This window comes from Citrobacter sp. Cpo071, from assembly GCF_030332765.1.
Classification (GTDB): Bacteria; Pseudomonadota; Gammaproteobacteria; order Enterobacterales; family Enterobacteriaceae; genus Citrobacter; species Citrobacter portucalensis.
Genome location: NZ_JAOWHE010000087.1, coordinates 122631 through 143701, shown reverse-complemented (window position 1 = coordinate 143701; position 21071 = coordinate 122631). Strand labels below are relative to the sequence as shown.

Below are 21071 nucleotides of genomic sequence, written 5' to 3'. Positions count from 1 at the left end.
ATTCGCCGCCTAAAGTACGCAAACGTGAACGCAATCGATTACGTAAATGATAGAACTGTGAAACAAGACATATTTTTGTGAACAATGATTTTTATAATAGGCTCCGAAGAATTACGAAATATTTAGAAACGCAAATTGCGCATTTTTCACTCCCGAAAGGGATTTCAAACAGTGGCATACATATGAAAAAAACATTACTTGCAGCCGGTGCAGTGCTGGCGCTCTCCTCGTCTTTTACTGCCAACGCAGCAGAAAATGACAAACCGCAATATCTGTCCGACTGGTGGCACCAGAGTGTCAACGTGGTGGGTAGCTATCACACCCGTTTCTCCCCGAAACTGAACAACGACGTGTATCTGGAATACGAAGCGTTTGCCAAAAAAGACTGGTTTGACTTCTATGGCTACATCGATATTCCGAAAACCTTCGACTGGGGTAACGGCAACGATAAAGGTATTTGGTCTGACGGTTCCCCGCTGTTTATGGAAATCGAACCGCGTTTCTCCATCGACAAACTGACCGGTGCTGACCTGAGCTTTGGTCCGTTCAAAGAATGGTATTTCGCCAACAACTACATCTACGATATGGGTGATAACAAAGCCAGCCGCCAGAGCACCTGGTATATGGGTCTGGGTACCGATATCGATACCGGTCTGCCGATGGGTCTGTCCCTGAACGTGTATGCTAAATACCAGTGGCAGAACTATGGCGCATCCAACGAAAACGAGTGGGATGGCTACCGTTTCAAAGTGAAATACTTTGTGCCGATCACCCAGGTTTGGGGCGGCCAGTTGACCTACATCGGCTTCACCAACTTCGACTGGGGCTCAGATTTGGGTGATGATCCGAACCGCACCAGCAACTCTATCGCATCCAGCCACGTCCTGGCGCTGAACTACGATCACTGGCACTACTCCGTCGTAGCGCGTTACTTCCATAACGGCGGCCAGTGGAAAGGTGGAGATACCCTGAACTGGGGCGAAGGCGACTTCAGCGCGAAATCTACCGGTTGGGGTGGTTACCTGGTCGTAGGTTACAACTTCTAATCCAGACAATGTTTCGCAGACAAGCCAGCTTAACCGCTGGCTTTTTTATGGCTGGTCTTCACAGCGTACTTTACGCAAAAAGTCACTTAGCGAGCGATCTGCCGATTCGCGAAAATGCCTGTCGAGTGGCGTAATCTTCAGACATCGATCAACGCGAAAGCAACGATAATCGTCACGCTTCTCGCACCAGCCAACCAGCAGCCAGTGCTCGCCCCAGAAAAATAATCCCAGCGGCTGAACGTCGCGCCAGGAGAGGTTCCCGGACTCATCGCGATAATGCAGCGCCAGCACCTGCTGGGCTGAAACCGCGCGATGTATGAGATCGAAGGCACTGCGTGAATGCGGCTGATTACCAAAATCTGGCGCGAAAATCCGCGTTTGCTCGGCTCTGCGCCGACTCTCTGGCGGCAATATCGCCAACACTTTTTCCTGCGCGGATTCCAACGCCTGTGAGAGTGAATCCCCACCCCATGTTTTCAGCAATCGAATCGCTACCATCAATGCTTCTGATTCGTGATGCGTTAACATCAACGGCGGTAGATCAAACCCGGCCATTAAGCGGTATCCGCTGCCCACTTCGCCTTCAATAGGCACACCGGATAAAGAGAGATCGCGGATATCGCGATAAATCGTCCGTTCAGAAACCTCAAGACGCTCTGCCAGCAGCGCCGCCGTTGTCACTCGCCTGCCACGCAGGATTTGCACAATCTGAAACAAGCGGTCGGCGCGTCTGCTCATTTTAATCCTCAGTGCTGAAAATATTACGCGGGTTGATGTAAACCAACACGATTGCCTTCGCTGTCAGTAAATAGCGCAATCGTACCAATGTCCTGCCCCAGTTCGAGTGGGCCAAACACACACTGACCGCCAGCAGTGGCGACGCGTTCAAGCGTTGCAGCCAAATCGTCCGTATGCAGATAAATAATAGCGCCCTGCGCTGAAGGCGTAATACCGTCAAATTTAGCCAGCGCCCCGCCGGGAGCGGGATCCTGATGCGGAAATACGGCGAGCTCAGCGCAGTCCATGTTCTCCCGGCGCAAAGAAACCTGCATTACTGGCTCATAAAAAGCGATGGCGCGATCCATTTGTACCACGGGGATTTCAAACCAATTAATTACATTGCTCATACTTCCTCCTGCCTGTGTGGGTAATCTCAGGAGGACTATATGACAGGGCTACTGACAGCATACTGTCAGTAGTGTGGCGACAGGAAAAGATAATTACCTGTCGCTAATTCACAGGCAAAAAAAATCCCGACCTTGCGATCGGGATTCCAGTATCTTCACTCCTGGATGGGTTAAGGCAGAATCGACGGTTGATCCGCCCCTTCTTTCTCGACCTTCTGCTGCAGCATGTGCTCACGCTTCATACCCAGCTTCAGCGCCAGCGCCGATGCCACGTAGATAGAAGACGCAGTACCGATAGAAACACCGATAAGCATGGTCAGCGAGAATCCTTCCAGTACCGGACCACCGAACAGGAACAGCATCAGAATAACCATCAACGTTGTACCGGACGTAATCAACGTACGGTGCAGCGTTTGAGTCAGTGACACGTTAAAGATTTCGTAAGGCGTACCGCGACGAATTTTGCGGAAGTTTTCACGAATACGGTCAGATACAACGATACTGTCGTTCAGCGAGTAACCGATTACCGACATCAGTGATGCGACGATAGTCAGGTCAATCTCGATATGGAACAACGACAGGATCCCAAGTGTGATAATCACGTCGTGCGCCAGCGCGATAACTACCCCAGCCGCCAGTCGCCACTCAAAGCGGAAACCGACGTACACCAGGATGGAGATCAACGCCGCCATCAGCGCCATCGCACCGGTTTGCGCCAGGTCTGCACCCACGCTCGGACCCACGAATTCAATTCGCTTCACCGCGGCGTTTTGGTTGGTGGATTCGTTAATCACACTCAACACTTTGCTACCCAGCACCTGACCGCCGTCTGCACCTTCAGTTGGCGGCATACGTACCATAATGTCGTGGCTGCTGCCGAAGTTCTGCAGAAGCGGATCAACGAAGCCCGCTTTCTCCAGCGCATCGCGCATCACGTCCATATCGGCCGGTTTTTCCAGCGTGATTTCAATAACCGTACCACCGGTGAAATCGAGACCCCAGTTAAACCCGCGTACGCCCATCACCACGATGGCCGCAATCAGCAGGAAACCTGAAATGCCGAAAGCCCAGTAGTCCCAGCGCATAAAGTCCCAGACTTTACGGCCGTGGTTCAATTGTTCAACAGTATATTCCTGTGCCACTTCGCACTCCTCAGATTGACAGCTTTTTGACGCGCTTGCCGCCATACAACAGGTTTACGATGGCACGTGTACCGACAATCGCGGTAAACATCGACGTCGCCACACCAATACCGGTAGTAATCGCGAACCCTTTAATTGCCCCGGTGCCAACTGCGTACAGGATGATGACCTTGATCAGCGTCGTAATGTTCGCATCAAAGATGGAGCTAAATGCGCCCGCATAACCTTCATTGATGGCCTGCTGCACCGAACGCCCGTTACTCAACTCTTCTTTGATACGTTCGTTGATCAGTACGTTCGCATCGACCGCGACGGCAAGGGTTAAGACGATCCCCGCAATCCCCGGCATACTCAGCGTAGCACCCGGCAGCAACGACATAATACCGACAATCAGCACCAGGTTAGCAATCAGCGCACTGGTCGCAATCAGACCGAACTTCTTATAGAAGAAGATCATGAACAGGATAGACACCACCAGACCGGCCAGACATGCTTCCAGACCCTGTTTAATGTTCTGCATACCCAGGGTTGGGCCGATGGTACGTTCTTCAACAATCTGAATCGGCGCAATCAACGCACCGGCACGTAACAGCAGGGAAAGCTGGCGTGCTTCGTTCGGGTTGTTGATACCGGTGATACGGAAGCTGTTACCCAGGCGAGACTGGATATTGGCGATGTTAATCACCTCTTCCTGCTTCACCAGTACTGCACGACCGTTGGCATCTTTCTTACCGCTGTCTTTGTACTCCACGAACAGGGTCGCCATCGGCTTACCGATGTTGTCCTTGGTGAAGTTGGACATGATGTTACCACCTGCGCTATCCAGCGAGATGTTAACCTGCGGCTGATTGTATTCGTCCTGGCTGGAAGTGGAGTCGGTGATATGGTCACCGGTCAGGATCACGCGCTTGTACAGTACAACCGGCTGACCTTCACGAGATTGTTTCACTTCCGAGTCACCCGGTACACGCCCGGATGCCGCAGCAGACTGGTCAACGTTGGTATTTACCAGACGGAATTCCAGCGTCGCGGTTGCGCCCAGAATTTCTTTCGCACGCGCGGTATCCTGAATACCCGGCAGTTCGACCACAATGCGGTCAGCACCCTGACGTTGTACCACCGGCTCAGCAACACCCAGTTGGTTAACACGATTACGCAGAATGTTGATGTTCTGCTGTACCGCGTATTCACGGGCTTCGCTCAGGCGCGCATCGGTCATTACCGCACGCAGAGCATTGCTGCCCTGGCTGGAAATAACCAGATCCTGGTGACGTTTGCTCAGGTAAGAGATAGCTTCATCACGGGCGCTGCTATCACGGAAAGTGATGCTCAGACCGTAGTTATCTTCTTTGCGAACGGTAGTATAAGGAATGCCTTTTTCACGCAGATCGCTGCGCAGGCTATCGATATTTTGTTCCTGCAACTTACTCAGCGCGGTGTCCATATCCACTTCCATCAGGAAGTGAACGCCGCCACGCAGGTCAAGACCGAGTTTCATCGGTTCTGCGTGAATGGCAGCCAGCCAGCGCGGGGTTGCCGGAGCAAGGTTAAGCGCCACGACGTACTGATCGCCCAGTACGCCCATTAATACTTCACGTGCGCGCAGTTGGGTATCAGTGGAGTCGAAGCGCGCGAGAATAGCACCCTCTTCCAGAGCCACAGACTTAGGTGTGATTTTATCTTCTTGTAACGTTTTCTGGACCTGGATCAGCGTTTGCTCACTGGCGGCGGCACCGCGCACGCCAGTGATTTGAACAGCCGGATCCTCACCATACAGGTTGGGAAGCGCATAGAGCAGACCGACGACAATAACGACGATCAGCATGACATACTTCCACAAAGGATAACGGTTTAACACGGCAGTTCCCTTTGGGAAAACAATAAATTACAGCGCCTTCATGGTGCCTTTCGGCAGAACGGCAGCTACGAAATCACGTTTGATAACCACTTCAGTGGTGTCGTTCAGCGCGATAGCGATGTAGCCAGATTCTGCTACTTTAGTCACGCGACCCACCAGACCACCGTTAGTCAGTACTTCATCGCCTTTCGCAATGGAGTTCATCAGGTTCTTGTGTTCTTTGGTACGCTTTTGCTGTGGGCGCAGGATCATGAAATAGAAAATCAGACCAAACACCACCAGCATCAGAATCAGAGACATCGGGCTGCCCTGCGCCGGAGCACCTGTTGCCGCTACCGCATCAGAAATAAAAAAGCTCATTCAAATTCCCTCATTATTAAAATTAATCAACGTTCACAGGTGGAACTGGTCTACCCTGACGTTGGTAAAAATCGGTCACGAAGCTCTCTAATTTACCCTCTTCAATAGCCTTGCGTAAACCCGCCATCAAACGCTGGTAGTAGCGAAGGTTATGAATCGTGTTGAGTCGCGCGCCCAATATTTCGTTGCAACGGTCGAGATGATGCAAGTAAGCGCGCGAATAATTGCGACAGGTGTAACAATCACACTCAGCATCGAGCGGACTGGTGTCGCTTTTATGTTTCGCGTTACGAATTTTTACCACGCCGTCAGTCACAAACAAATGACCATTACGGGCATTTCGCGTTGGCATCACGCAGTCAAACATATCGATACCGCGACGCACGCCCTCAACCAGATCTTCTGGTTTGCCGACGCCCATCAGGTAACGCGGTTTATCTGCCGGAATCTGCGGGCAAACATGTTCCAGAATGCGGTGCATATCTTCCTTCGGCTCACCGACAGCCAAACCGCCGACAGCGTAGCCATCAAAGCCGATATCTACCAGACCTTTGACGGAGATATCACGTAAATCTTCGTAAACACTGCCCTGAATGATGCCAAAAAGCGCATTTTTGTTGCCGAGGCTATCAAAACGGTCACGGCTGCGCTTCGCCCAACGCAAAGACATCTCCATTGAGCGTTTAGCATAGTCCCAGTCGGCCGGATACGGTGTACATTCGTCGAAGATCATCACGATATCGGAACCGAGATCGTATTGAATCTCCATTGACTTCTCAGGATCGAGGAAAATCGGATCGCCGTTGATCGGGTTACGGAAATGCACACCCTGCTCGGTAATCTTGCGGATATCGCCCAGACTGAACACCTGGAAGCCGCCGGAATCGGTAAGGATTGGCCCTTTCCACTGCATGAAATCGTGCAGATCGCCGTGCAGTTTCATGATTTCCTGACCCGGGCGCAGCCACAGGTGGAAAGTATTGCCGAGGATAATCTGTGCGCCGGTCGCTTCAACTTCTTCCGGCGTCATGCCTTTTACTGTGCCGTAAGTACCGACCGGCATAAAAGCAGGCGTTTCTACTACGCCACGATCAAAAACCAGGCGGCCGCGGCGCGCGCGACCGTCTGTGGTATCCAGTTCAAATTTCATTTTTTCTCCTGCATCAGAGAGACAGTCTGATGATTAAACTTTCCCCACGGAATCACTCCACGGAGTAAAAATATATTAACCCACTGGCGAAGGCGCAATCGGCGCAGCCAGTTTGGGGGCGACCAGCGCACAGCCACCGGAGCGTACACGCAGTACGTGAGGATGGCGAGCACTGCCCGACATCAAAATGGCAAGTGAGATAGCCTTCTCACGGTCGCTCAGAAATAGCCTGCGGATTGTACGTGATAAACATGGCATCCCCGTAACTAAAAAAGCGATATTCCGCTTTTACCGCTTCATGATAGGCGTGCATGGTGTTTTTATAACCAGCAAATGCGGAAACCAGCATAATCAGCGTCGATTCCGGCAGGTGGAAGTTGGTGACCAGGGCATCAATCACCTGATATTTATAGCCTGGATAAATAAAGATCTGTGTATCGCCGAAGAACGGCTCGATGAGATCGTTTTTGGCCGCCTGCGCCGCACTTTCCAGTGAGCGAACGGACGTTGTTCCCACGGCTATCACGCGATTACCGCGCGCTTTCGCCGCCAGCACCGCGTCCACCACATCCTGCGGCACTTCCGCATATTCAGAATGCATAATGTGGTCTTCGATGGTGTCTACGCGCACCGGCTGGAAAGTACCCGCTCCAACGTGCAGGGTGACGAACGCCATTTCAATGCCTTTATCGCGCAGTTTAGCCAGCAGCGGATCGTCAAAATGCAGACCCGCGGTCGGCGCAGCGACGGCACCCGGTTTTTCGCTGTATACGGTCTGGTACAGCTCGCGGTCGGCGTCTTCATCCGGACGGTCGATATACGGCGGCAACGGCATATGGCCGATGGCGTTGAGGATATCCAGCACGCTGCGTTCGTCGTTAAACTCAACTTCAAACAGCGCGTCATGGCGGGCGACCATCGTCGCTTTAATACTTTCGTCGTCGCCCAGCAGCAGCTCGGCACCCGGTTTCGGCGCTTTCGAGGCACGAATATGCGCCAGAATACGTTTGTCATCCAGCATACGCTCGACCAGCACTTCAATCTTGCCGCCGCTGGCTTTACGACCAAACAGACGCGCAGGAATGACGCGGGTGTTGTTAAAGACCAGCAAGTCTCCAGGGTTGAGCTTATCGAGCAAATCGGTGAAAGTACCGTGCGTCAGCGCGCCCGTCGGCCCGTCCAAAGACAGCAAGCGACAGCTACTGCGCTCAGCTTGCGGATAGTGGGCAATCAGGGATTCGGGTAGTTCAAAGGTGAAATCGGTAACGCGCATGACACTGACTCAGACTAAAATAAGAGGCGGGTAGTCTAGTGCCGGGGCGTTCTCCCTGCAACCTTTACCCCTCTGGATAAACGTTTAACTATGAATTTTCTTGCACATTTGCATCTCGCTCATCTTGCCGATAGCTCGCTTTCCGGCAATCTGCTGGCCGATTTTGTCCGGGGTAATCCGGAAACGCACTACTCGCCTGATGTGGTAGCAGGCATCTTCATGCATCGTCGTATCGACGTGATGACCGATAACTTACCGCAGGTGCGTGAAGCCAAAGAGTGGTTTCGTAGCGAAACACGCCGTGTCGCGCCGATTACGCTGGACGTTATGTGGGATCATTTTCTGTCGCGTCATTGGTCGGAAATCTCCCCTGACTTCCCGCTGACGGACTTTGTGCGCTATGCCCGTACCCAGGTAACCACTATTTTGCCGGAATCGCCGCCGCGCTTTATCAATCTGAACAACTATATATGGTCAGAGAAATGGCTTGAGCGTTATCGGGATATGGATTTTATCCAGAACGTCCTGAACGGCATGGCCAGCCGCCGTCCACGGCTCGATGCCCTACGCGACTCATGGTATGACCTCGATACGCATTACGATGCGTTAGAAGAACGATTCTGGCAGTTTTATCCGCAAATGATGGAACAGGCGCGACGTAAAACCCTTTGATCGCAGTCCGCATTCCCCGCCGGATAAGCTGTAGCCGCCGTCCGGCAAAAGATTGATAGACAAAACCTGTCTCATTGATTGCCAGCGCCTCTTTGTCTTATTCACGAACACTCTCTATACTGGCCCGCGTTGCGTTCCAAAAACCCCTTAACATTGCAGGAGAATTATATGGTACTGGTAACTCGTCAGGCTCCGGATTTCACAGCAGCTGCGGTACTGGGTAGCGGTGAGATCGTTGAAAACTTCAACTTCAAACAGCATACCAACGGTAAAACTACCGTTCTGTTCTTCTGGCCGATGGACTTCACCTTCGTTTGCCCGTCAGAATTGATCGCATTCGACAAACGTTACGAAGAATTCCAGAAGCGCGGCGTTGAAGTTGTTGGTGTTTCCTTCGACTCTGAATTTGTCCACAACGCATGGCGTAACACCCCTGTCGACAAAGGCGGCATCGGTGCAGTGAAATACGCAATGGTTGCTGACATCAAACGCGAAATCCAGAAAGCCTACGGCATCGAGCACCCGGAAGCGGGCGTTGCGCTGCGCGGTTCTTTCCTGATCGACGCTAACGGCGTTGTTCGCCACCAGGTGGTTAACGATCTGCCGCTGGGTCGTAACATCGACGAAATGCTGCGCATGGTTGACGCGCTGCAGTTCCACGAAGAGCACGGCGACGTTTGCCCGGCACAGTGGGAAAAAGGTAAAGAAGGTATGAACGCGTCTCCGGACGGCGTGGCAAAATACCTGACCGAGAACGTTTCCAGCCTGTAATTGGCATGAATCGACAAAAGGCCCGCAAATGCGGGCCTTTTTTATTGTTAGCAGATCCGATAAGCGATTAAAACGCGAAGCAGGAACAGCCAAGCGCGCCCCAGAAAGCCCGGTCATCTGACACCGGAATCCCCGATTTCCGCGCAATATCATGCTGGTGACCGTGTACGCCGCAGCTGCCGCAGCACTGGTGCATCTGCACCATTGCGCCAATTTTCGCCGCAGCAGGTGGTGCTGAGCGATAATGCCCTGGCACCTTCACCACTGGCGACCAGTCCGGCACAATCGGAATAGCAGGTGGTGCCAGCGGGGTGAAATGCCCTGCGGCGTAAACCACTTTGCCATCAACAACGGTCATCACCGACTCAATACCTTTGATCTCTTCTTCCGGCACGCTGAAGTAATCTTTAGACAGCACCACCAGGTCGGCCAGTTGATCTTTCTCGATGCGCCCTTTCTTACCCTGCTCGCTGGAAAACCAGGCGCTCCCGGCCGTCCACAGTTCCAGGGCAACATCACGCTGCAGACGGTTGTTATCATCGTACATTGCCATCCCGCCAACGGTACGGCCCGAAACCAGCCAGTAGAGCGCGGTCCACGGGTTGTAGCTGGCCACGCGGGTGGCATCAGTCCCCAGCCCGACCGGAACGTCAGCCGCCAGCATTTTCGCCACCGGCGGCGTATGTTTAACCGCGTCTTTGCCGTAGCGATCGACAAAATACTCTCCCTGGAACGCCATACGGTGCTGGACCGCAATCCCGCCGCCCAGTGCTTTTACACGCTCAATGTTCCGTTCAGTAATTGTTTCGGCGTGATCGAAGAACCAGTGCAGGCCATTGAACGGGATATCACGATTAACTTTCTCAAATACGTCCAACATTCGGCTGATAGATTCATCGTAGGTGGCGTGCAGGCGGAACGGCCAGCGATGCTCCACCAGGTGACGAACCACGCGCTCCAGCTCATCTTCCATCCCCTCCGGCAGATCCGGACGTGGCTGAAGGAAGTCTTCAAAATCCGCTGCAGAAAAGACCAGCATTTCCCCCGCCCCGTTGGCACGATAGAAGTCGGTTCCCTGCCCTGGCTTGAGCATATCGGTCCAGCGTTCAAAGTCTTCCAGTTCCTGCTTCGGACGCTGGGTAAACAGATTGTAGGCAATACGTACCGTCATCTGTTTGTTAGCGTGTAACTGCTCAATGATCTCGTAATCTTCCGGGTAGTTCTGGAAGCCGCCGCCCGCATCGATGGCGCTGGTCAGTCCCAGACGGTTCAGTTCACGCATAAACTGACGGGTCGAGTTAACCTGCATTTCCAGCGGCAGTTTTGGTCCTTTTGCCAGCGTCGAATAAAGGATCATGGCGTTCGGTTTAGCGATCAGCATTCCGGTCGGGTTGCCGTTGCTATCACGCACAATCTCACCGCCCGCCGGATCCGGCGTCGCTTTGGTATAGCCAACCGCTTTCAGCGCGGCGCGGTTGAGCAAAGCCCGGTCGTAGAGATGCAGAACAAAAACCGGAGTATCCGGAGCGGCTTCATTCAGTTCTTCGAGGGTTGGCATGCGACGTTCGGCAAACTGGAATTCACTCCAGCCGCCCACCACGCGTACCCATTGTGGCGACGGCGTTCTGTCAGCCTGGTCTTTGAGCATGCGTAGCGCGTCCGCCAGTGACGGCACGCCCTCCCAACGCAATTCCAGGTTGTAATTCAGTCCACCACGAATAAGGTGCAGGTGCGAATCGTTCAGGCCCGGGATCACCGTATGTCCTTGCAGATCGACAACCTGCGTCCCTTCGGCGGCAAAGCTCATTACCCGATCGTGGCTACCGGTCGCCAGGATCTTTCCGTTGGCGATCGCTACCGCCTCGACCTGCGGACTTTGCCTGTCGAGAGTATGAATTTTTCCGTGAGTCAGAATCAGTGTGGCAGTTTGAGACATAACAATCTCCTGAGATACCGGTCAGGCTTTTTTCAGCCATCCGGCAAACAGACGGGTTACGATGGGCATCCAGAACCAGACCACCAGCGCAACCACAAAGGCATCATTGATGAGATGCAGGAGTAACGAGCCCTTCATTGCAGGCAGCACAATGCCGGTCAACCACGGCACCAGATTGGTGCTGGGAAATATCACCAGCAGGGTTATCAGAAACTGTTTCCAGCGTTTGGGCTGGCGTACATGGGGCGCGGGCGGCGTAAACCAGAATGCTGCTTCGGTGCGAATTTCGGTTTTGTCACCTTCAGCCAGCAGTGGAGCAATCTCTTCGACCAACACGCGGCGCGTATCGGACTGGGTCCAGCTATACAGATGCTCAAGCGTGTCGAAGCGGATAATGATGTTCCACAGGTTGTTGCCATCTGCCGGGCGAATCACGTTCGCCCCGAGATGACCGGGAAATTCAGCCGCTACAGGCATGATTTTCCCCAGCCACTGCTCATACCGCTGCGCCTGCTCAGGTAGCAGAGTGTGAGTAATTACCAACGTCACATGTTTGTTCTGCGCCATGAAGGGTTCCTTGTTGACAGGAAACAGGCCGCTTAGGCCAGGAAAGCAATACACAAAATCATTCATGGTGCATCGAGGCGGCAAGGTTGTGGATCCCCGGGAGCTTACATAAGTAAGTGACCGGGGTACGCAAGCGAAGCCAACAAAGATGCAACATGAAGGATGACATGTATTTAAGCTTTACGTTCCGGCGCGCCATGCACCATGGTATAGGCATAATCCACGCCCATACCGTAGGCGCCGCTGTGCTCGCGTACCAGATCCATTACGGCGTCGTAGGTTTCTTTGCGGGACCAGTCGCGCTGGTACTCGAGAAGAACCTGTTGCCAGGTTACGGGTACGGCACCTGCCTGTACCATGCGGTCGATAGAACGCTCATGAGCATCTACGGACGTGCCGCCGGAGGTATCAGTTACCACATAAACTTCATAGCCTGCCTCCAGTGCCATTAGCGCCGGAAAAGTCAGGCATACTTCGGTCCACAGCGCGGAGATAATCAGTTTTTTACGCCCGGTCGCTTCCACCGCTTTCACAAACGCCGCATCTTCCCAGGAGTTCATTGAGGTGCGTTCAATGGGTTTGACATCAGGATGAACCGCTAACAATTCCGGCCAGATATATCCGCTAAAACTTTTGGTTTCTACAGAAGTATAAATCACCGGAACATTGAATATTTTCCCGGCTTTCGCTAATGCAACGGTATTATTTTTTAAAGTCTGGCGATCAATATTTGCCACACCGAATGACATTTGCGGCTGATGATCAATAAAAATAAGCGTAGAATTTTGAGGGTCAATCAGTTCCCGAATAGACATAGCACACCTTCTTAATCAATAAGTTAAAAGGCAACGGTCTGTATCTGCCGTCAGCAGCAGGATCCTGAATCAGAAAGCTTGTTGAGTATAGCGGGAAATTTCTAACGAGTTATTAAAGAAAACTTACTATCCTGTGAAACTATTAATTTTGTGTTGCGATATATCCTAAACAACATCAAAAAAATGCGCATGACTCATCTAATTTATTCACTGGCATTGTTTTTCTTCATTCGGTACAACAGAAGGGTTTAATTTTCAGGATATTTTCTGCTTATGCGCATTAATCTGGATGTTTTGCTTATTCTCGACGCACTCGACAAACAGGGTTCATTTGCCGCAGCGGCCGAGTCGCTGTTTAAAACCCCTGCCGCACTCAGCTATATGATTCAGAAGCTGGAAAGCGATTTGAATATCGAGCTGCTTGACCGTTCCGGGCACCGGGCAAAATTTACCGATACCGGACAGATGATGCTGGAAAAAGGGCGTTTGCTGCTGAATGCGGCAAAAGATCTCGAAAAGCAGGCGGTACAGCTGAGTTCAGGCTGGGAAAAAGAGCTGGCAATTGCGCTGGACGACTCCTTCCCTTTCGCCGCGCTGTTGCCCATTATCGATGAATTTCATGCGCTGAATAAACAAACTCGCCTCAGTTTTACCCACCATACGCTGGCGGGCTCCTGGGAGGAGCTGACCCATAATGGAGCCGATATTATTCTGGGGGCAATTAATGAACCGCCAACGTCTGCAGCCTGGTCCTATAAAATGCTCGGCACGTTGGACAATGTGTTTGTCGTTGCGCCTGAGCATCCGCTGGCAGCAGCAGCAGACGGCCTGACCAACGAACAGTTATGCCTGCATCGGGCGATTGTTATCAGCGACAGCGCCCGCTTCTGCCATCCGTTACAAACCAATCTGATGGAGGAACAGGCGCAAATCCGCGTCGATGACTTCCACAGTAAGGTGATGCTACTACGAGCCGGTATGGGCTGCGGATTTCTCCCCCGCCATATTGCCAGCCCGTGGCTTACCACGGGCGAGCTGGTGGAAAAAACGGTTATCTCATTTCGCCAAAAAGACGTGGCATATATGGCATGGCGCAATAACCGCGATGGGCTGGCACAGCGCTGGTGGCGGGAAACGCTGCTGGCAAGCCCGGAAATTGCGCGCTTATATCAATGACCTATCCATACTGAGGCGGAAATCGCCGACAACGTCAGGATATCGTCGGCAAGCATGCCGTTGCCCTCTTTGTGCTGCCATTGACTCACGCTCAGTAATGGCGAGGCAGGCAGGACCACTTCACAAGCGTGGCCACGGTTAATCGCCACCATTACGCGCTGTCGGTTTAGCACGCGAACAAACACTACCACGTTATCCTCGGCGTAAATCACCTGGCAACCACCGTGGCGCAGCGCCTGATTCTGGTGGCGTAATTTTGCCAACCGCTGATACAACGCCAGCAGAGCAGCGTCCTGTTTTTCAGGCTGCCACGGGAACGGTTTGCGACAAAACGGATCGTTGTTCCCGTCCAGCCCCACTTCGTCACCGTAGTAAATACAGGGCACGCCAGGCCAGGTAAACAGCCATACCACCGCTAGCGGTAACCGTGCGACGTCTTTACCGAGCAGAGATTTAAAGCGGGCGGTATCATGGCTGTCGAGCTGATTAAACATCCGCAGCTGTTGCTGATGCGACAACCCCGCGCGGTAGTTATCCATCCACGCCATACAGGTCTGGGCATCAATGGATTGCGGGTCGTATGAGATATCGGTATTGGCGAGGAATCCCCAGAGGGGGAAAGTAAAGCCGCGATAGTTCATGGCGGCATCTTCTGCATCAGCCTGCAACCACTGGCGCGCATCGCCAAAATGCTCACCCACCACATACGCCTCTGGCTGGGTTTCTTTTGCCGCCTGCGTAATTCCGGCCACATGTTGTAGGTTGTTACGTGCGCCTCCGGCCTCTCCCAGCATATGCACCACATCAAGACGCCAGCCGTCCATACTCCACGGCGCTTTCAGCCAGTGGCGGACGATACTGTCTTCACCACGATAAATTTCATTCACCAGGCTTTCCGAGGAAAAGTCCAGCTTAGGTAAGCTGGAATATCCCAGCCAGTCGAGCGCAACGCCGTCGGCTGAAAAATGATACCAATCGCGCCAGGGGGATTCTGGGTTATGGCACGCCCCGTCTGTTCCCCGATTATGTCGGTCAAACCAGGCGTGCGAATCGCCGCTATGGTTAAAGACGCCGTCGAGAATCAGACGCATGCCCTGCTGTTGGGTGTTGTGCCGCAGACGCAGTAGTGCCCTGTCGCCGCCAAATTGTGGATCAACATGACGGTAATCTTCGGTATCGTATTTATGCACGCTCGGGGCGGTAAAAACAGGATTCAGGTACAGCGCCGTGACCCCTAACGTTTTCAGGTACGGTAGCTTTTCGCTGATGCCGTCCAAATCGCCGCCATAAAACGTGGAGCCACCGGCCTGAGCCGTAAGCGGTTCGTCCCATTCGCGCCGCACGATGTCGTGTCCGGCGGCGTGGTGGTAATAGACATTATCCTGTCCCGCTTCACGCGACTGGCTGCGGGCAAAACGGTCCGGGAAAACTTGATAGAAAATCTGATCGGCAACCCACTGCGGACCATTATCCGGCACATCGACGGCAAACTGCTCCAGACGCGCAGGCGGAAAACGGCTGAATCCCTGTGGGGTGAACCACAGCTGACGATCGAGCCAAAGTAATTTAAAGCTATAGCGTCGACGAGGCTGCCCGCTGGAGAGATCGATCGCCGCTCGCCACGCGGTCACGCCCGGCTGCGGCTGGCTGCGCTGCTTGTGCATAGCCAGCGAAATCTCTTCGTTATCGTTTTCTGCGCGTAGCGTCACCCGCTGGGGTGGATTTTCCCCCGCCAACCATAATGTAATCGTCAGTTGATCTTTGTTTTGCTTAACAAATGGGGCAACCGGAAGGTGCCAGGCGTTCAACATCACGTATCCCCTTTGATGATAATGACGTCACCTTGCCATAGCGAAGTGCAGGATCACTCATCATCTTAACGTTTATTGGGGGAGGAGTTCGGGGGAGGAGAAACTTGCCGGGTAACGCAAAGCTACCCGGCAAAAATATTACTGTGCTTCAGCCAGTTGGCGCTCGCGACGGCGCTTGAATCCCCATCCGACCAGCAGCAGGACAATCCACGCAAAGCCGACGTACAGCGAAATACGGGTATCCGGATGATAGCCGATGAGCGCGATGATAAAGACCAGGAAAATCAGGCCAACAACGGTCGTCGTTACCCCACCCGGAACTTTAAATTTCAGCGCTTTGACCTCTTCCGGCGGCAGACGACGACGGAAAGCAATCTGCGACAACAGGATCATAATCCACACCCATACCGTGGCGAAAGTCGCCAAAGAGGCGATCACCAGGAAGACGTTTTCCGGCATGATGTAGTTAAGGTACACCGCAAACAGCAGCGCGATAGTCATCACCATTACCGTCACCCACGGCACGCCACGACGCGACGTCTTGGCGAACATTTTCGGGGCACTGCCCTGCTCCGCCATGCCGTGTAGCATACGCCCCACACCGAAGACGTCAGAGTTAATAGCCGACAACGACGCAGTCAGAACCACAAAGTTGAGGATCCCGGCAGCAAAGGTAATGCCCATATGCTGGAACGTCATAACGAACGGGCTACCGTCGGTACCCACCTGGTTCCACGGGTAGATAGACATAATGACGAACAGCGTCCCCACATAAAACACCAGGATACGCATTGGTACGGAATTGATGGCGCGCGGAATAGATTTTTCCGGGTCTTTGGCTTCGCCTGCGGTAATCCCGATAATCTCAATCCCGCCATAGGCAAACATCACCATTTGCAGCGACATCACCATGCCGAGCCAGCCGTTGCTGAAGAAGCCACCGTTGCTCCATAAGTTATGGATACCGGTAGGTTGCCCACCGTTGCCAATCCCCCAAATGATGATACCGAAACCGGCGACAATCATGATGATAATGGTGGCGACTTTGAAGAACGAGAACCAGAACTCCAGCTCACCAAATACCTTCACGCTCATCAGGTTGATGGCGCAGATAATCAGCACCACGCTGAGTACCCAAATCCAGTGCGGTACCGCCGGGAACCAGACGCCCATGTATATGCCGAAGGCTGTCACGTCGGCAATGGCGACAATCAGGATTTCAAAACAGTAGGTCCAGCCGGTAATGTAGCCTGCCAGCGGTCCGAGGTTTTCCTGCGCGTAGCGCGAGAAGGAGCTGGCTGCCGGGTTATGAACAGACATTTCGCCCAGCGCACGCATAATAATGTACGCCGCGACACCGCCGATAATATAGGCCAGCAATACGCTTGGCCCCGCCATTTTGATAGCGTCGGCCGAGCCGTAAAACAACCCGGTACCAATTGCTGAACCTAATGCCATAAAGCGGATGTGCCGGGTGCTCAGCCCACGCTTTAGCTTGTTATTACTTTCCATCGATTCCTAACCTGTTAACACAATAAAAAAACCACGGGGCCATGTTAATAGCCCCGTGGTTAAAACTTATTGTCAGTGATATTAGTGTGCGCTGGAGGTCACTTGTCGACCCGCGGCGCGATCCCAGATAACTGCCAGGACCACCATCACGACTGTTGGCATCAACCACGCCAGCCCCTGCTCCGCCAGCGGTAAACGCTGGGTCCAGGCCGGTAACACGTCGCCAATTGCAGAAGCTTTAATGCCATCAAGGATACCAAAAATCAGGCTGATAAACATCGCAGGTGCAATGACGCGGGAAGAATTATGCCACCATGAGCGGGTAAAGCTTAATACAACCAGTGCGATACATGGCGGATAGATAGCCGTCAGCACCGGAATAGAGATCTGAATCAGATGGCTCAGACCCAGGTTAGAAACCACCATCGAGAAGCCGCCGAGGATAAATACCAGCGTACGATAAGACAGTGGAACGTACTGGGCAAAGAACTCTGCGCACGCACAGGTCAGGCCAACCGCGGTAACCAGACAGGCGATGAAAATCAGCGCCGCCAGCAGGAAGCTTCCTGCACCGCCAAAGGTGTGCTGAACATACGCATGCAGAATCGCCGCGCCGTTAGCAGACTGATCGACCAGAATCGCGCTGTCTGAACCCAGACGGAACAGCGCGAGATACAGCAGCGTTAAGCCCACACCCGCCATTAAACCCGCCCAAACGGTATAACGGGTCAGCAGACGCGCTTCAGTAACACCACGCGAGCGAGCGGCGTTAACGATAACAATACCAAACACCATCGCGCCCAGCGTATCCATGGTCAGATACCCGTTCACGAAGCCATTAGAAAACGCCGCAGTTTGATAGGCTTCCATCGCATTACTGATCGGGCCTGCTGGCCAGACGATTGCAGCGACAGACAGGACCACCAGAGCCAGGATTTTGAGCGGTGCCAGGAAATTACCCACCGTATCCAGCAGTTTGCCCGGATAAAGCGAAACCAGAATGACAATCGCGAAATAGATAACGCTATAGATAAACAGCGGCAGCGCAGAGTCACCAGTCAGCGGTGCAATCCCGACTTCGAAAGAGACCGTCGCGGTACGCGGGGTAGCAAATAACGGCCCAACGGCCAGATAGCAAACGGTCGCCAGCAGCAGACCGGCAACTTTACCGATAGGCGTGCTCAGTCGGTCCACACCACCGCCGACTTTCGCCAGCGCGACAACGGTAAGAACCGGCAGGCCAACGGCCGTAATCAAAAAGCCAAAAGCCGCAGTCCAGACGTGTTCACCTGCCTGCAAACCAACCATTGGGGGGAAGATGATGTTACCTGCACCAACGAACAGTGCAAATGTCATAAATCCCAAAGCGATAATATCGCGCGATTTTAACTGATGGGTCATAAAGTCTTACTGCCTGTGGATGTGGTGTTGAAAATAGTAAATTTTTGCCTTTCCCTAGGGGACAATACAGCGGCATTTTTGCTCAATTCCAGCGGGAAACACTCCCGACCTGGCGCGGCGAAGAATAGTTTTTCGATTTACCGCGTAAATGCAGTCGGTATGACAGCACCTGGAGCGCAATTTAAACGCTTATAACGTTTTAAAGCAAGGTGGGATCCAAAAACCAGAACAATATAGCGATATGAAAAATAGGGTTAGCACAAAACACCATTTCATGGAAAAAGGTATGGGTAATAGTTCGAACAAAAAACAATCAAACGTCGTGAAATTCAGGAGGCATCTATTGACCACATAAAAAAAACCAGCTTGCGCTGGCTTTTGGAAAGATTATCTTACGAATACGTCTTAGCCGTTACTTTTGGCAATGAAACGTTCCGGGATCATGAAACTAAATCGCGTCCCTTTGCCTGGTTCGCTTTCGATGTTCAAACGGCTGTCGTGATGATGCAGCGCATGTTTCACAATAGCCAGACCCAGCCCGCTACCGCCCGTTTGTCGCGATCTCGCCTTATCCACACGATAAAAACGCTCGGTCAAACGTGGTATATGCTCGGGGGCAATGCCCGGACCGTTGTCTTCCACGCAAAACTCCGCCCCCGACGCCACATGCTGCCAGCGTACGGTAATGTGCGTTCCCGCTGGTGTGTGGTTCACCGCGTTGTACACGAGATTCGAGATAGCGCTACGCAACTGCTCCTCGTTGCCTCGCACGTTCAGGCTGTTATCGACATCAAAGGTAAACGTATGTTTATGCTGGCTCAGGGTTTGCGCTTCGTGCTCGATCACGCGCAGCATCATGGGCACGTCGACTTTCTCATTCAGCTGCAACGTCGGCGCAGCTTCAATTTTTGACAGCGTCAGCAGCTGCTTCACCAGGCCTTCCATACGGTACGTTTGTTCGCGCATGGTATGCAGCGCTTTTTCGCGCGTTGTCCCTTCCAGCGGATGCTCCTGCATCATTTCCAGGTAACCTTGCAGCACCGTCAGCGGTGTGCGCAGCTCATGGCTGGCGTTGGCGAAAAAGTTACGCCGTGAACCTTCCAGTTGGTGCATCTGGGTAACGTCGCGCGCCACCATCAACAATTGCTTATCGGTATAGGGCATCACGCGAATTTCCAGATGCCGTCCGGTATTGAGCACCAGATTGATTGGCCGGCTAAAATCGCGCGTTTTCAGATATTGTGTAAATTCCGGGTAACGCAGCAGGTTAAGAATATTTTGCCCGCTATCGTCCGGCCAGCGCAGTCCCAGAACCTGCTGAGCCAGTCCGTTACACCAGAAGATACCGCCTTCTTCGGTGGTCAACACCACCGCGTCGGGTAGGGATTCCGCCCCGCTGCGAAAACGTTTAATCAGGTTACCCAGTTCTCGACGGCGCTTTTTGTTGCGAAGCTGCATTTGATGCAGCCCATATAACAACGGCTCCCAACTGCCTCGCCCCGGCGGCGGCGTCATACTTCTGTCTACCCATAACCACCAGGACAAACGTAATAAATTCCAGAAATGCCAGATAAGCAGGCCCGTTACCGACGCCAGTAAAAACCAGGGCAGGTAACCGAAAAAAGCGCTAAGGATAAATGCCGGTATGCAGCACAGGATCAGCTCCAGTACCAACCTTTTCCATGACAATCGTTCTAGCAAACGTCTTACTCCATAAACGGCCTAATCCATCAGGCCCTGATTCTTGTCAGTCAAAAGCGGGTCGAAAAACGATATCCCGTCCCGCGAACTGTCTGCACCATACGATCGTGTCCGCTGTGCTCCAGCGCTTTACGTAAGCGGCGGATATGCACATCCACTGTCCGGTCTTCTACGTAGACATTGGTTCCCCAGACATGATTGAGGAGTTGTTCACGACTGTATACGCGTTCGGGGTGAGTCATAAAGAAGTGCAACAGTTTGAATTCGGTCGGCCCCATATCCAGCGGTTCTTCGCCGGTCATCACGCGATGCGAAGTGGGATCAAGACTCAGCCCCTGCATCTCAATAACCTCTTCCACCGCCATGGGGGAAATTCGACGCAGCACAGCTTTAATACGCGCCACCAGCTCCTTGGGAGAAAACGGCTTGGTAATATAGTCATCCGCACCGGTTTCCAGACCCCGGACGCGATCTTCCTCTTCTCCCCTCGCCGTCAGCATCATCACGGGGATGTCCCGCGTCATGGCTTCGCGCTTGAGATGCTTAATAAACTGTAGACCCGAGCCGCCGGGAAGCATCCAGTCAAGCAGGACGAGATCCGGCCAGGGTTCATTGAGTTGGTTCACAGCACTGTCATAGTCTTCGGCTTCTACGGGTTGAAAACCGTTTTGCTCGAGCACGAAGCAGACCATTTCACGAATTGGAGCTTCATCTTCTACGACCAGAATACGTCTCGCCATGATTTGCCCTGTT

At 53.0% G+C, this 21071-nt stretch carries 19 protein-coding genes; 4 read left to right on the top strand and 15 right to left on the bottom strand.

The window, feature by feature from the left end; genetic code table 11:
• Positions 1–182: 182 nt before the first annotated feature.
• Positions 183–1046 (top strand): nucleoside-specific channel-forming protein Tsx, encoded by an 864-nt coding sequence (locus tag OGY09_RS23565; RefSeq protein WP_003021561.1) that lies wholly within the window; start codon positions 183–185, stop codon positions 1044–1046.
• A 45-nt stretch (positions 1047–1091) separates the two neighbouring features.
• Here OGY09_RS23565 and OGY09_RS23560 read toward each other — a convergent pair whose 3' ends face one another.
• From OGY09_RS23560 to queA, 7 genes are all read right to left on the bottom strand, one after another.
• On the bottom strand, positions 1092–1784 hold the full coding sequence (locus tag OGY09_RS23560; protein ID WP_032942528.1) for a helix-turn-helix transcriptional regulator: 693 nt from the start codon (positions 1782–1784) through the stop codon (positions 1092–1094).
• 23 nt (positions 1785–1807) lie between these two features.
• On the bottom strand, positions 1808–2173 hold the full coding sequence (locus OGY09_RS23555) for a VOC family protein (protein WP_032942527.1): 366 nt from the start codon (positions 2171–2173) through the stop codon (positions 1808–1810).
• Between the two features lie 170 nt (positions 2174–2343).
• The gene (gene secF, locus OGY09_RS23550) at positions 2344–3315 is read right to left on the bottom strand and encodes a protein translocase subunit SecF (RefSeq protein WP_003021550.1); all 972 of its coding nucleotides are present in this window, start codon (positions 3313–3315) and stop codon (positions 2344–2346) included.
• A gap of 10 nt (positions 3316–3325) precedes the next feature.
• Positions 3326–5173 carry a protein translocase subunit SecD gene (gene secD / locus OGY09_RS23545; protein WP_003021547.1) on the bottom strand — a complete coding sequence of 616 codons (1848 nt, stop codon included), beginning with the start codon at positions 5171–5173 and terminating at the stop codon, positions 3326–3328.
• A gap of 27 nt (positions 5174–5200) precedes the next feature.
• Positions 5201–5533, bottom strand: a complete 333-nt coding sequence (gene yajC / locus OGY09_RS23540; protein WP_003021544.1) for a preprotein translocase subunit YajC — start codon at positions 5531–5533, stop codon at positions 5201–5203.
• A gap of 22 nt (positions 5534–5555) precedes the next feature.
• On the bottom strand, positions 5556–6683 hold the full coding sequence (tgt, locus tag OGY09_RS23535; RefSeq protein ID WP_003021535.1) for a tRNA guanosine(34) transglycosylase Tgt: 1128 nt from the start codon (positions 6681–6683) through the stop codon (positions 5556–5558).
• A gap of 208 nt (positions 6684–6891) precedes the next feature.
• The gene (queA, locus tag OGY09_RS23530; protein ID WP_032942525.1) at positions 6892–7956 is read right to left on the bottom strand and encodes a tRNA preQ1(34) S-adenosylmethionine ribosyltransferase-isomerase QueA; all 1065 of its coding nucleotides are present in this window, start codon (positions 7954–7956) and stop codon (positions 6892–6894) included.
• A gap of 90 nt (positions 7957–8046) precedes the next feature.
• Here queA and acpH point away from each other — a divergent pair, with 90 nt between their 5' ends.
• Together acpH and OGY09_RS23520 are read left to right on the top strand one after the other, a co-directional pair.
• The gene (gene acpH / locus OGY09_RS23525; protein WP_032942524.1) at positions 8047–8628 is read left to right on the top strand and encodes an ACP phosphodiesterase; all 582 of its coding nucleotides are present in this window, start codon (positions 8047–8049) and stop codon (positions 8626–8628) included.
• 168 nt (positions 8629–8796) lie between these two features.
• Positions 8797–9399 (top strand): peroxiredoxin, encoded by a 603-nt coding sequence (locus OGY09_RS23520; RefSeq protein WP_003021524.1) that lies wholly within the window; start codon positions 8797–8799, stop codon positions 9397–9399.
• A 67-nt stretch (positions 9400–9466) separates the two neighbouring features.
• On the opposite strand, the gene OGY09_RS23515 is transcribed toward OGY09_RS23520, so the two are convergent.
• The 3 genes from OGY09_RS23515 to OGY09_RS23505 form a co-directional block, all read right to left on the bottom strand.
• Complete coding sequence (locus OGY09_RS23515) at positions 9467–11335, bottom strand: amidohydrolase (protein ID WP_032942522.1); 1869 nt, start codon at positions 11333–11335, stop codon at positions 9467–9469.
• 21 nt (positions 11336–11356) lie between these two features.
• Positions 11357–11902, bottom strand: coding sequence for an antibiotic biosynthesis monooxygenase (locus OGY09_RS23510; RefSeq protein WP_003830975.1), 546 nt, complete (start codon positions 11900–11902; stop codon positions 11357–11359).
• 173 nt (positions 11903–12075) lie between these two features.
• Positions 12076–12717 carry a hydrolase gene (locus tag OGY09_RS23505; RefSeq protein ID WP_003021513.1) on the bottom strand — a complete coding sequence of 214 codons (642 nt, stop codon included), beginning with the start codon at positions 12715–12717 and terminating at the stop codon, positions 12076–12078.
• Between the two features lie 273 nt (positions 12718–12990).
• On the opposite strand from OGY09_RS23505, the gene OGY09_RS23500 reads away from it, so the two are divergent.
• Entirely contained in the window at positions 12991–13893 is a 903-nt protein-coding gene (locus tag OGY09_RS23500) for a LysR family transcriptional regulator (protein ID WP_003830973.1), read from the top strand.
• On the opposite strand, the gene malZ is transcribed toward OGY09_RS23500, so the two are convergent.
• The 5 genes from malZ to phoB form a co-directional block, all read right to left on the bottom strand.
• Positions 13887–15704: a maltodextrin glucosidase gene (gene malZ / locus OGY09_RS23495; RefSeq protein WP_032942521.1), complete on the bottom strand. Its 1818-nt coding sequence runs from the start codon at positions 15702–15704 to the stop codon at positions 13887–13889. The two genes, OGY09_RS23500 and malZ, sit on opposite strands and share 7 nt — an antisense overlap.
• 138 nt (positions 15705–15842) lie before the next feature.
• Positions 15843–17216, bottom strand: coding sequence for a proline-specific permease ProY (gene proY / locus OGY09_RS23490; RefSeq protein ID WP_003021504.1), 1374 nt, complete (start codon positions 17214–17216; stop codon positions 15843–15845).
• Between the two features lie 81 nt (positions 17217–17297).
• Positions 17298–18617, bottom strand: coding sequence for a branched-chain amino acid transporter carrier protein BrnQ (gene brnQ / locus OGY09_RS23485; RefSeq protein ID WP_003021501.1), 1320 nt, complete (start codon positions 18615–18617; stop codon positions 17298–17300).
• 405 nt (positions 18618–19022) lie between these two features.
• Positions 19023–20318, bottom strand: coding sequence for a phosphate regulon sensor histidine kinase PhoR (gene phoR, locus OGY09_RS23480; RefSeq protein ID WP_003830971.1), 1296 nt, complete (start codon positions 20316–20318; stop codon positions 19023–19025).
• Between the two features lie 50 nt (positions 20319–20368).
• A complete protein-coding gene (gene phoB / locus OGY09_RS23475) occupies positions 20369–21058 on the bottom strand; it encodes a phosphate response regulator transcription factor PhoB (protein WP_003830970.1) in 690 nt (229 codons plus the stop codon).
• Positions 21059–21071: the final 13 nt, after the last annotated feature.